We start from the raw sequence: 12764 nt of genomic DNA on the forward strand, positions 1-12764 counted from the left end.
TCTCGCAGGAAGCGGCGCCCGTTTAACAGAGGTTTTTCTTCAGAAAAGAAGCCTAATACTACTACTACCTAGACTTGGTGTTACCTGACAGGGCCTGAAAAAGCATTGGCAGCCAGCGACAGACTCCTTGACAACTACCGCTCCTCGACAATTTCCGCTCGGAAAGATCAGAGCATTGGCACGGTTTCGTCACGGTAAGCCGCCAACACCTCATGGTCGGCATCTTCAGGATTCGCCAGGCTCCACAGCCCGCGATCGACCCCCTGGGTAATCAGATGGATCACCGCCGACTCGACCGCCGACATCACCGCCATCTGGACCGGTTCGTTATGCGTAAAGCCCGCCTCGGCCTCGAGCAGACGCTGGAAGCTGACGAAGCGATAGACCCCGGCCCGCAGCTCGTGGGAGTAGATCGTCTTGCTGGTGGTGACATTCCCCAGCACCTCCCCCGTGGCGATATCCACCGCACGCAGGTTGATCGTGACCTGGTCGACCTGATACTCCCCCGAGGCGCCGATGCCGAAATACTCGGCACCGATACCGCCGGTCTTCATGTTGGAGTCGTAGGCGATGATCCCCCCCTCGAGCAGTACCCGCGCGGCATTCAGCGACGAGAGCTCATTCTCCCGGCCCATGCGTTCGAGGTTGGCACGTATGATGCGCCGCTCGGTCAGCAGGTTCTGCAGCCCCACACGCTCGAGAGGAATGAACCAGCCGGACTCGGCCAGCGCCGAGCTGAGCATGGCGGCGCCGCCCTGGGTCACGGCGGTGGAGAAGGTACTCGCCGGCTGGGGACGATACTGCCCCGTCTGGTCGCGGAAGTCGTATACCGCCGCCAGAATCCGCGAGCTGGGTGCCGGCAGGCTCTTGAGATCATCGTAGGTCGCTGTCCGCGGCGTCAGGGTGGCGGGTGCCCCCTCCAGGTGGTCGTAGGATGTCACCTGGCTGGCGCACCCACTCAGGGTCAACATGCCCGCGGTAACCAGTGTCGTGATGAGTTTCATTATTCTGCTCCCTTGTCCCTGTCCGTGTATCCGCTCAGAACTGGCCCGACGGCTGGCCAAAGTTGACCGTCGTCTCTTCGCCGGTGCGCCGGTCGACGATATTCATCACGAAACCCCCATTCCCCAGGCTGCGAATCCGCACTCGCAGCGTCGAGCTCTCGATCACACTGGTGCGCCCCGCCTCCCCTTCCTTGGCATCATTGATGGCATCGTTGACCACCCCGGCCCTAAGGTCCTGCAGGAACAGATCGGTCTCCGACAGGTTGCCGAAATCCGGCGCATCGGGATCCTTGTTGTCATCCTGGGACTGCGCCTTGTTGAAGAGATAGCTGCCGTTGAGAGGGCTGCCCCCGAATGACGGGTTGATGGGCTCATACACCAGCTGGCCCGCCCAGGCGAAACCACTCCCCAGCAACAGGCTCGTCGTCACTACCCCTGCCGCCACTCTTGCCGTCATCCGCTGCTTTGTGCGTTTCATTGTCGTTCTCCTCGATGCACTAGAGTTCTTCATCTGCCAGATCGGGGTCATCGGCCAGGGCTTCCGTCAGCGTCTGCCGAATCACCAGATTCTCCACCTGCTCCACCGCCGCCTGCACATACCCGTCGATATCGCTGAGACGGGGCGACATGGTGGCCTGATAGACCACACGGTTATTGTCCCGGGTGATCCAGACCTGGCTGCCCCAACGCGCCGAAGGTCGCTCATGCACCGTCAGCACCACGTTGTTCAACACCGGGCGCTCCAGGCTCAGCTGGCTGAACTGCCGATAGAAGGTGCGGCCGGTCATGGTCACGGTGCGGTCGATCACCAGGCCCGAGATCCCCGGCTCCTGCAGGCTGAACTGGCGCTCCAGCTCTTCCTCGGCCTGCCCGGGCGTCTCGATGGTCTCCTCCGACTCCTCGATCGTCATCGCCGGCTCATCGGGCGCCACCTGAGCCTGCGCCGGGCGGCTCCCTCCCCAGATCAGCGAAAGGAGCAGCACACAACCCGCGACTAAGGCGTACTGTGGTTGCATCTCTTGGCTCCCTTGCGTTGGTCGAAATGAAACAGCGGAGGGGGGGCGCCCAGATTCTGGCGTGCCCAGTTGACCGCCTGGGTACGGTTGTGCACATCGATCTTCTTGAAGATGTTGTAGAGGTGCGACTTCACCGTGTGCTCGCTGACGAACAGGCGATCGGCGATCTGCATATTGGAGGCACCGGAGCCGAGCAGCCCGATGATCTCCAGCTCACGCTGGGTCAGGCCACAGGCCGGCCGGTAAGAGTTGATGGACTGCTTGCGGAAGAACTCGATCAGGTGCGACATCAACGAGCGTGACATCCAGAGATGCCCTTCCAGCAGCCGACCGATTCCCTTGCAGATCATGTCCAGCGAATCCGTGCGATAGAACACGCCCGACAGATGTGCATAGGAGAGTACCTCGGCTGCCTCATCACCATCTTTCAGATTCAGTGCCGCGATGCACAGTCGATGACCACGACTCGACGCCTCCTCCTGCCACGCCTGCAGCAGGGCGTCATCGACATGATCATGATCCAGCAGCACCACTGAGGTCTCCTCAGCAACGCTGGAAGGAGCATCGGCGGGCGAAAGCAACGTGACAGTGCAGTCGACGTGGTCATTGATGTAGTCGATGAATAATGACGATTGCGGATTCTGCTCCGTGACAAACGCCACCCCCCCATTCCGTTGGCTCATGCTTTCCTCCTCATGACGAGTTGTGTCTGTATGCGTTGTTGTTAGGGAGTACAGCTGGAGGTAAGTATGGCCTACTCACTAAGAAACGTAAAATATTGTTAACTTGTGTATTCGATGGTCACCAACGTATCTCTAGCATTAATGCCTTCGAATTAGACAGCTAATCAGGCATTTAGTGGGCTTTTCGATGACCCAAATAAATTCAATATGTTTTTAAAATTAGTATTATTCATGTTTATGTTTCAGCCAGCCGTAACCGCCAAAGCCCGGCACAGGGCCGTGCTTGGACGTTAGTCGAAGTGATGAAAGGGGGCTGCCTAAACGGCAGCCCCACATAGTCCAGGCCGGTGACGCGAGCGTTATCGATAGTCTATGCAGGCTTTGTCCTTAGTGGTACGGATGTAGAGGGCACGCGGCTCGAGGCTCTCGTTCCTCAGACCCGATAAAAATCCCGATACCAGGCCACGAAGTTCGCCACCCCTTCCGTCACCGTGGTAGAAGGCTTGTAGCCCACCGCCTTCTCCAGCTCGCTGGAGTCGGCGAAGGTATCCGGTACGTCGCCGGGCTGCAGAGGGAGCAACTCCTTGATCGCCTCCTTGCCTAAAGCCTGCTCGATCGCCTCGATATAGGCGGAGAGCTTGACCGGGTTGTTGTTACCGATATTGAAGATGCGATACGGCGCGTTGCTGGAGGCCGGGTCAGGTGCATCGCTGTTCCACTCGGGATTGGGCGCGGCGATATCATCGCTGGCACGGATCACCCCTTCCACGATGTCATCAATGTAGGTGAAGTCTCGGGTGTGTTGGCCATGGTTGAATACCGGAATCGACTCGCCGGCCAGGGTCTTCCTGGTGAAGAGAAACAGCGCCATATCGGGGCGCCCCCAGGGGCCATACACAGTGAAGAAGCGCAAACCAGTGGTGGGCAAGTCGAACAGGTGGCTGTAGCTATGCGCCATCAGCTCATTGGCCTTCTTGGTAGCGGCGTAGAACTGCAGCGGATGGTTGACGCCCTCGTGCTCCGAGAACGGCATGCTGGTGTTGGCACCATAGACGCTGCTGGTACTGGCATAGGTGAGATGCTTAACTGGGTGATGACGGCAGGCCTCCAGGATATTGGTGAACGCCACTATATTGCTGTGCACATAGGCATGGGGGTTCTCCAGCGAGTAACGCACCCCCGCCTGAGCGGCCAGATGGATCACCCGCTCGGGTTTGTGACTCTCGAACACAGCGTTGACCGCCGCCTGATCGGCCAGGTCCTCACGCACGAACACATACTCGGCACCAGTACGTGAGGCAGTCTCATTCAAAATCTCGAGCCGCGCCTCCTTAATCGTCGGATCGTAATAGTCGTTGACCTCATCGAAGCCGATTACGCTGTCGCCGCGCTCGAGCAGACGCTTGGCGGTGTGGAAACCGATAAAGCCGGCATTGCCGGTGACGAGAACCTTCATGACAACTCCTTGTTATTGGTCCAGGTGGGCACGGTGACCTCATGGGTCAATGTTCGGGTCGCAATGGCCGGCCTCATGCCGTTCTTCGCTGCTGACACTAGGCTCGCTGGAAACCCTGAACTCAAGCGATCAAAGGCGCTAAGGGCCAAGGCGTCGTGTCACGGCTAGGCGCCTTCTGCCAGACGGGCAAGGAAGGCGTTAATTCGATGTTGATGAGTAGCCAGGTCATCCTCGGCCTTGAGCATTAGTACCGGTCGCGCGTGCCGCTCGAAGAGTCGGCAGACGGCCAGGCCCCAGGCCAACTCTTGCTCGACGTGGGCCAGGGCCGCCTCTTCGCCAAGATAGCCGAGCCAGTCGTTGCCGCCACCGGGGCGCTGTCTGTGGCGACTGGCCAGCTGCGCCATGACCCGCTCGACACTTGTCTCGAGCCGTATCAGTGAACGGCCGGCAAGTAGTCCTGCGAGCCCTGGCGGTTCTGGATCCTCGGCCGCCAGGGCTGCCAGTTGGGCGGAGAAGTTATGGCAGATGCCTTCCTCGCTGACCATGCCACGCGGATAGTGGCGACTGCGCCAGGCAATATCGTGACGCAGCGTGGTGGTGATGTAGTCCACCAGGCGTAGCTTGTGGCTGGGGGTTAACGGCAACCTCTCCAGCGCCTGAAGGCTTCCGAACAAGAGTCTTGCGTAGAGCTCCCCCACATGGCCGCCGGGTAGCTCCGGGAAGGCATCGCGGCCAATTAGTATGCGCTCGGCACGCATCCACTCGTTGTGGAACGCCAGTTGACGATAGAGGGTGGTCTTGCCCGCTCCGGAGGGCGCAATCATCTCCACCCGCTGGCCATGGGTGGCACTCGGTGCGCCGCGGGGAAGCGGCGGCGTGCGCATTAACGCAAATCCACTACGACTCAGGGTAGACTTGAGCAAATGTTTTAGCATGACGACATCCTTAGGAGTGCGCGGCCATGCGCTGGAAGGTGGGGTTGCGCTCAACTAACTCGTCGTAACTCCCCTGGTCGACCACTTTCCCTTTCTGCATCAGGTAGATCACGTCGCAACGGCGCACCGTGCTCAACCGATGGGCGATCATGATGATGGTCTTGCTGCTGGCAAAACCATGGATCGCCTGCATCACCTGGCGTTCGGTGATGCCATCCAGGGCACTGGTGGCCTCATCGAGAATAAGGACTTCGGCATCGTCGTAGAGTGCTCGGGCTATCCCGATACGCTGACGCTGCCCCCCGGAGAGCTGGGTGCCGCGCTCGCCGACCCGCGTATCGAGCCCTGCAGGCAACTGTTCAAGCAACTCGTCGAGATGAGCCATTTGGGCGGCGTGGCGCACCCGCTCATCATCGATTTCCTCGCACGGCAGGCCGAAGGCGATGTTCTCTCGGATGCTGGCATCGGCCAGGAAGATTGCCTGGGACACGAAGCCCACCGCGTTCTGCCAAGCACGCTTGCGTGGCCCCGTCAGCGGCTGGCCATCGACCCTGAGCTCTCCCCGCTGGGGACTGATCAGTCCCAGCAGCAAGTCGATGGCGGTGGATTTGCCGGAGCCGGAAGGTCCCACCAACCCGATCACTTGCTGAGCCGGTATCACCAGCGAGACATCATCCAGCGCCGGCTGCTCCTTGCCAGGATAGAAAAATGTCACCCCGCTGAGAGCCACCGAGTCTCGCGGCACCAACTTGACGTGCGCAGGTGTTGACGTGGTCGGCCTGGTAACAGACGATGCCTTGAGGCTGACCTCCTCTTTGCCGCGGCTGTCCTTGAGATCCTGATGTACCGCCTCGAAGGCGGCGATATTACCGCGCATCAGGGCCACGCTGCCGTAGATCTGCTGGAATGCCGGCAGCAGCTTGAAGCCGGCCAGAGCATAGACCGAGAGCAACGGCAGAATGGTGCCAAGGTTGCCCTCATGGGCGGCAAGCAGATAGAGCACCAGGAAGATCACGGTGCCGAAGGCGACGAGCTCAACCAGGTAACGTGGAACCTGAGCGAGTGCCTTGGTCACCCCCTGGGCGCGGCCATAGCGACGGCTGGCTGTTTCGAAGCGCTGATTGAACATCGCCTGGCGCCCCAACAACAGAGTGTCCTTGATACCCCCGAAGCCTTCCGCCATCAGCTGATAGCGTGCCACCTGGCTGCGCGACACGGCACGACCATTAGCGGCCAAGCGCGCCCGCACCGTGCCATAGAGGCCCACGAAGCAGAAGGCGAACACCGCCAGGCCAATCAGCGCCACCATCGGGTTGAACAGCACCAGGGCGATCACCATGCAGATGGCGGTGGCCGCCTTGGCGTTCATGCGCATCAGCGGCGAGATCAGGGTATCGGTGATGCGCTGGGTCTCCTGAGCAATATTGCTGACCAAGCGAGTGCTGCTTCCTTCGGCGTGAAACAGCCAGGGCTGCGCCATATAGTGGCGATACAACCGTACGCTCAGCTCGGCACCGAGTTGCTGACCGTAAATCGTCAGACGCCATACGGCGACCACCGAGATGGCCGCAGAGAGCGCTAACGCCACCAGCACCCCCACTCCCATCCAGAACAGGAAATCGCGCGGTTCGCCGATACCACTCGCCGCATAGATCTGGGCGAGCAGGGCATCGCCCTGCAGCCGGCTCATGTCGCCCACCAGGGCCATAAAGGGGCCGATGGCGAGCACCCCACCCACCTCGGCGAAGGCCATCAGCACCACCAACCCCTGGAGGCGCAGCAAGCGCCGGCGTTGCTCGCGGGTAAGCAAGCCTAACAAGGCACGGAGATTGGCGAACATAGGGCCTCACAAAATCATCGACGCCGCGTCTGCGCGGCCAGCCCTATTAATGTGACATTTTGTATCTGTTAGGCAAGTATGAAATAGGTAGTACCAGGTGCGAGGAGCAAGGTCCGCGAGGTAGGTGCGCCCCTCATCCTTTACTCACTTGTACGAATAGTTGTAGTACCCATACCCATAGCTGGTGGCGGCCTTGCGCTCCATGGCGTTAAGGATCGAGCCCTTGACTGTAACGCCGGCAGTTTCGAGGCGACGAGTAGCGATCTGCAGCTCGCGTATCGGGTTGGTCTGGAAGCGAGCGACCATCAGGGTGGTGCCACACTGGGCGCCAACCACCGCGGCATCGGTCACGGCGAGCACCGGCGGAGTGTCGATGATCACCAGGTCATAGCGTTGGCTGACCTCTTCGAGGAAGGTGGTGAAGCGTGAGGTCATCATCAACTCCGAGGGGTTGGGCGGAGATTCACCGCGAGCCACGTAATCCAGCCCTTCGATACCGCTGGACCGGATGATCTCCAGCAGGCCCTTGCGCCCGCTCAGCAGCTCGGAGAGCCCCTCCTTGCTGCGCCCCTTGAAGGCGTTATGCATGTGCCCCTTGCGCATATCGGCATCAACGACCAGCACCCGTTGTCCGGCCTGGGCGCAGACAGCGCCCAGGTTAATCGAGATAAAGGTCTTGCCAATACCAGGGCTGGGACCGGAGATCATCAGGCGGTTGTTGCTGGCCTCGAGCATGGCGAAGTGCAGACTGGTGCGCAGGCTGCGCAGGGCCTCGATGGAGGTATCAGCCAGGTGGCGCTCGGCGAGCACCCCGCTGACCACCTCCCGTGCCTGGCGATCACGGCGATGCTTGACTCGTCGAACCAGCTTTCGCTGCTCGTCGGAGAGCGGCACGGTGGCGTAAACCGGCAGGCCGGCGCTCTCGATCTGCTCAGGTGACTCCACGCCGCGGTTGAGCAGGCCGCGCAGCAGCACGATACCCACCCCCAGCATGCCGCCGAGCACGGTGGCGATGATCACGATTAGTGACTTGCGCGGAGCGATGGGGAACGGGCCGACCAGCGCGTCATCGATGATACGCACGTTGCCAACGGTACCAGCCCGGGCGACCTGCAGCTCCTGCATCTTGTTCAGCACGTTGACGTAGATGGCCTGGGTGACCTCGACGTCGCGGGTACGACGCACTACCTCCTGCTGGGCGGCGGGCATCTCATTGACGCGTTCATCAAGATCGGCCCGCTGCTGCTGCAGCTGACTCTTCTGGCGCAGCAGCGCCTGATAGTTAGGGTGACTTGGGGTGAATCGCTCGGCCAGCTCGGCTTCCTGGAACTCCAGCTCGCTGAGTCGACTGTCGAGCTCGATAAAGCGCTGGATTACGGACTGTGCCTCGGAGCTGAGGTCGACACTATCCTGCTCGACGCGATACTCGTTAAGACGATTTTCAGCGGCGGCAAGCTGATCGCGGAGTTCCGGCGCTTGCTCCTCGAGAAAGGCCAGGCTCTGCTCCGCCTCGGCGGATTGACGCTCGACGTTCTGGGTCAGGAAGGTCTCTGCCACGGCATCCAGTGAGCGACGAATCTCGCTGCGATCGGGTCCAGTCAGGGTCAACCGAAGCATGCCGGTGCCGATGCTGGTGCCGCGCCCGGCGCCCAACTCGTTGACGCTAAGCCGCGAGCCAAGAACATTGATGGCTGTAGGCCGCGAGCGCTTGATCAGGGTGAACTCCGTGCCGGGAGGCGCCTGCAGTTCAGCGATGCGTATCTGGATATCGCCATCGGCGAAGCTCGCAAGCTCCCCGACTCGCCCTTGGCCCAGCTCCCGCGGCATCTCGCCGCCCAGGCGCAGCCGATAGTCCCCCGCTTCCCCGGCGGTTGCGATCAGCGGCATGCCGCGCAGCGAGTCGGCGACCTCCAGGCGTCCCAGGGCCAGGGTCTCACCCGCCCATACCCAGGGCTTGCCGGCCATGAATGCCGGTCGTTCGATGCCACGGCGCACCAGGAAGCCACCCACCACCGGCAGCAGATTCGGACTCACCACGGTATCCAGCCCGACCCGGTCGACCACCTGGCCCAGCACCATGCGAGACTGCAGAATCTGCACCTCGGCGGCGGTGGAGGACTCGCCCTCCTGGCCGAACACCTCGGAGAGATCGCCCAGTGGGCTGACGGTCGAGCGCCGTTCCACCTGTACCAGCGCATCGCCGCGGTACACCGGCGTCTGCAGCAGGGCATAGACCACCCCACCCAAGGCGAACAAGAGGGTGATGGCGAGGATCAGCCACTTGTGATCGAGGAGCAGGCCAAACAGGCGTGCGAGGTCGATTTTATTATCGACCGGGGCCATAGGTGAAGCTGCGGTGTTGGAGGTGTCAGTCATGGCGTGGCTTTGTATTTGTAAGAGTGAAAGGAAGGTAATTTAAGCCAGGATGTTTCGTCGGTATCCGTGAGTACGCCGAAGTCTAACGACGCCATCGCCTGGGGTTTGGACTTTTTATAGGCGGGCAACCCACCCGGCGGTGGCCTCAGCCAGCAGTTGGTGAACATGCTCAAACGCCTCCCTGCTCTTCCGATACGGGTCGGGGATATCGAGTCCCTTGCCAGCTGCGAGCCATTTGCCAAGCAGCATGGTCTTGCCGAGGGCCTCGGGGGCAAGCTCACCGACAGCGCGTCGCTGGCCGCTGCTCATCACCAGGATCAGATCGTGGTTGATGAGCATCTCGGTGGTGAGCTGGCGGGCCTGGTGGATGGAGACGTCAAGTCCTTCCGCCTCGGCAAGCTCTCTGGCGCTGAGATCGACGTTCTGACCGACCAGTGCACCTAACCCTGCCGAGGCGACCTGCTTCCCCGGCAGGGCCCGGCGCAGCATGGCTTCGGCCACGGGGCTACGACAGACGTTACCAGTACACACCACCAAGATACGTTGAAACACAAGCCGCTCGCTATGGGTGGATTAGAGATCGCTGACGTCGCTGGCACTCTCCGCCACACTACCCGGCAACACCAGCGAGGGTAGCAGCAGGCTGATCACACGGTTCCAGCGCGCCAGGGGCGCGGTGGTAACGTAGACCACATCCTGGGGCTCGAGGACAAACTGGCTGCCCATGCTGAAGGCGGCGGCGTTGCGTACATCGAGCAGATACACGGTGGCCAACTTGTCACTGTCGAAAGTCTGGCTGCGAATGACGAAGATTCCCGAGGGCTCGGCGGTAGTTTCGTTGATACCACCGGCCCGTGCCACGGCGTCGGTCAAGGAGAGGCGCTCGTTGCCCAACGCGAAGTTGCCGGGCGAGAGCACCTGGCCCATGACCGCCACGGCCTGATTCTCGGAACTCGGCACGTGCACCACGTCGCCATCCTGGAGCAGACGATTCTGGGTCTGGTCGCCTTGGCGCAGCAGCTGGTAGAGAGAGAGACGCTGCTCCTGACCATTGCGGGTCAGAATTACCTCGTGCCAGTTGGCAGTGGGCTGGGCGCCACCGGCCCGGCTGATGGCGTCGGCCAAGGTCAGCGGCACGCTGGTGATGGGCTGGGTGCCGGGTGTTGCCACCGACCCGCTCACGTAGACCTTCTTGGAGTTGAAGGCCGCCATGCGGACATCCACCTGGGGCTCGGCCAGAAAGCCGGAGAGTCGGCGCGCCAGCATGTCGCGGACCTCATCCAGGGTGAGCCCTGCGACCTTCACGCGCCCGATATAGGGATAGAAGATGGTGCCATCGCTACGCACCTCGTTGCCCGCCTCGGCGGCGCTTCGCTCGGCACCGGCCGGTATGGTCAGCTCGGGATGGTCGTAGACGATCACGCTCAGTACATCGCCGGGATCCACGCGATACTCGTAGTCCTCGATGGCCTGGCGCAGATCGCTGGACATGGGCGCAGCTTGGCTTTCGGCCAGCCGAAAGGTCGAAACCAGCCCCGGCGTAATGGGCTCGATATCGACTAGGTCGTCGATCGGCGCGGTTTCCGTCTGGTAATCGATATGCCCACCGGGAGCCATAGAACAGCCTGATAGCAGAAGGGCCACGGCGCAGGCAATCAGGGGCGTCGACCGGAAAGCCGGTGCGTGACGCTGACGTGGGATCGACGATGTGATCATGTAGGTTCCTCTTGATAGCAGCCGCCAAACGGGGGAGGCAGGCACCATGGAAAGATCAAAAACGTGGAAAGATAAGCAAATAAGTAAACAATAACTCCGTAACCCTCTGCTACATAGTGTAACATATCAGTGAATATTCACCACGCCTAGCCTACTGAAACTAAAACCCTGGTCACCCGCCACAAAAGTACGGCTTTGGCTGGCCCCGTGCGGTCCATACCCAGCCCAGGCAGGCTCTCCAAGTAGAAAACAGGACACTCCCGTCCCAGGGTTACAAAGCCCTCCTCTAGGCCAGACTCCACTATGTTGGGCTCCATTAGGCTGAGCTCCAAGCCAGCACGTTCGCCCCAACTTCATGATGTCAGGGCGAATTCCGACTGGCTTTAACGCCTGAACGTTACATAGGAAGGCGACCATCACTATCGGAACGAGGAGTGAATCACCAGACGGCTCTATTTGCCGCTCCTCTCCTACACCGGGGTAAGCCTAACCCTACACCTGAAGCCTATGCTTGCCCGTCAAGCCGAACCAGAGAGCTTGGCGACATGCTGCTGTCACGACATGGTAGACGTAATGCGGCTATGCTTAGAGTGTACAAACGGTTACGATCAAATCGCCCTGTCCGATGCAACACGCCACGATCCAGGAGAGAGACCATGAAAGCGCAGCTTAAACGCCCATTCGCCCTACTGGCGGTTGCCGGCATGCTGGCGAGCTCCACCGCCCTGGCCCAGGGCGCCGCAAAGCCTTCCCCCGCAGCGGGAGGCTCCCCGGCTGGCCTAAGCAAGGCGACCGGCCTCTCCCAGGCCACTCTCGTCACCGCCGGCGCGGCGCTCGGCCTCGGCATTCTGGTGGCGTTGACAACCGATGGCGACAATAGCGGCACGGGCACGGGCACTGGCACCGGCACCGGCACCGGCACCAACTGAGGCATCGCTCATCGATGGTGAACTTCCATGACCCCGCCGGCTGCCCCTCGAGGCGCCGCCCTGCTGCCCGCCTGCTGACCCTGGGCGCCTGCCTGCTCTGGCTGACAGGCTGTGCCAGTAGCGGCAAGCCCCCCCTGGGCGATGCCCTGACGAACCTGCTGGCCGAGGGGGCCACCGGCGAAGCGAGCCTTTCTCAGCGGGCCGACGCCCTCCCCTACGCCTCGCTTGCCGTTGACAGCCAGCGCCATCGCGGTCTGGTGGTGCTGGGCACCACGACCGGCGAAACCACCTACTGGCCGATGGGCCACCAGGGCGTGCTGGTGCTCCACCGCGATGGCCTGCAGGCGACCAGCGGCCTGGGCAGCGATCTCCTAGGTACCCGCTATCTCCCTCTGCAGGCGCCGAGCGCTGATGCCGGAGAGGTGGAGCACCGAGAGGCAGACGCCGGGGCAGCAGGCACCCTGGACGACACCCTGGACTATGTGCCATGGCAGGAAGTGCGCCCCGGGGCTTTTCGCCTGGAACGCCAATGGCTGGAGGCGGATGGGCTGCCTCGCCAGCTGGGGGCCCGTGGCGCCCTGGCGTGCCACGATACGCTGGAGCCTCTCGCCTTGCCGCTGGGTGAGCAACGGCTGCAGCGCTGCGAGATGACCCTGAACTGGGAAAATGGCGAGCAAACTCGCTCAACCCTGTGGCGTGACCGTGACACCCTGCGCCTCTGGGCCGTGGAGGGGGAGCCCTGGCCGGGAGCCCCACATATCGAGTGGCGGGTCGCGCGCGCCTGGTGGTGACGCAACAGATCAATATTC

Annotated in this window: 12 protein-coding genes; 1 reads left to right on the forward strand and 11 read right to left on the reverse strand. The window is 61.6% G+C overall.

Annotated elements, in window-relative coordinates; translation table 11 throughout:
* Window positions 1–167: 167 nt before the first annotated feature.
* The 11 genes from RM463_RS02430 to RM463_RS02480 form a co-directional block, all read right to left on the reverse strand.
* A complete protein-coding gene (locus RM463_RS02430; RefSeq protein WP_195688255.1) occupies window positions 168–1004 on the reverse strand; it encodes a CsgG/HfaB family protein in 837 nt (278 codons plus the stop codon).
* Window positions 1005–1038: 34 nt separating this feature from the next.
* Entirely contained in the window at window positions 1039–1482 is a 444-nt protein-coding gene (locus RM463_RS02435; RefSeq protein ID WP_229332988.1) for a curli assembly protein CsgF, read from the reverse strand.
* 19 nt (window positions 1483–1501) lie between these two features.
* Window positions 1502–2020: a CsgE family curli-type amyloid fiber assembly protein gene (locus RM463_RS02440; RefSeq protein ID WP_195688256.1), complete on the reverse strand. Its 519-nt coding sequence runs from the start codon at window positions 2018–2020 to the stop codon at window positions 1502–1504.
* A complete protein-coding gene (locus RM463_RS02445) occupies window positions 1999–2703 on the reverse strand; it encodes a LuxR C-terminal-related transcriptional regulator (RefSeq protein ID WP_195688257.1) in 705 nt (234 codons plus the stop codon). Before RM463_RS02445 ends, RM463_RS02440 begins: the two co-directional genes overlap by 22 nt.
* Window positions 2704–3136: 433 nt before the next feature.
* Window positions 3137–4159, reverse strand: a complete 1023-nt coding sequence (locus RM463_RS02450) for an NAD-dependent epimerase (RefSeq protein ID WP_195688258.1) — start codon at window positions 4157–4159, stop codon at window positions 3137–3139.
* A gap of 164 nt (window positions 4160–4323) precedes the next feature.
* A complete protein-coding gene (locus RM463_RS02455) occupies window positions 4324–5094 on the reverse strand; it encodes a hypothetical protein (RefSeq protein WP_195688259.1) in 771 nt (256 codons plus the stop codon).
* Window positions 5095–5104: 10 nt separating this feature from the next.
* Window positions 5105–6934 carry an ABC transporter ATP-binding protein gene (locus RM463_RS02460; protein ID WP_195688260.1) on the reverse strand — a complete coding sequence of 610 codons (1830 nt, stop codon included), beginning with the start codon at window positions 6932–6934 and terminating at the stop codon, window positions 5105–5107.
* A 144-nt stretch (window positions 6935–7078) separates the two neighbouring features.
* Window positions 7079–9310 (reverse strand): polysaccharide biosynthesis tyrosine autokinase, encoded by a 2232-nt coding sequence (locus RM463_RS02465; protein ID WP_311428841.1) that lies wholly within the window; start codon window positions 9308–9310, stop codon window positions 7079–7081.
* Between the two features lie 114 nt (window positions 9311–9424).
* Complete coding sequence (locus tag RM463_RS02470) at window positions 9425–9862, reverse strand: low molecular weight protein-tyrosine-phosphatase (RefSeq protein WP_195688262.1); 438 nt, start codon at window positions 9860–9862, stop codon at window positions 9425–9427.
* A 21-nt stretch (window positions 9863–9883) separates the two neighbouring features.
* Window positions 9884–11026, reverse strand: a complete 1143-nt coding sequence (locus tag RM463_RS02475; protein ID WP_195688263.1) for a polysaccharide export protein — start codon at window positions 11024–11026, stop codon at window positions 9884–9886.
* Between the two features lie 779 nt (window positions 11027–11805).
* A complete protein-coding gene (locus RM463_RS02480; protein WP_311428842.1) occupies window positions 11806–11967 on the reverse strand; it encodes a hypothetical protein in 162 nt (53 codons plus the stop codon).
* A gap of 2 nt (window positions 11968–11969) precedes the next feature.
* On the opposite strand from RM463_RS02480, the gene RM463_RS02485 reads away from it, so the two are divergent.
* On the forward strand, window positions 11970–12746 hold the full coding sequence (locus RM463_RS02485) for a hypothetical protein (protein ID WP_195688265.1): 777 nt from the start codon (window positions 11970–11972) through the stop codon (window positions 12744–12746).
* Window positions 12747–12764: the final 18 nt, after the last annotated feature.

The sequence above is a fragment of the Halomonas sp. LES1 genome, from assembly GCF_031846005.1.
In the GTDB taxonomy this organism is placed as follows: Bacteria; Pseudomonadota; Gammaproteobacteria; order Pseudomonadales; family Halomonadaceae; genus Halomonas.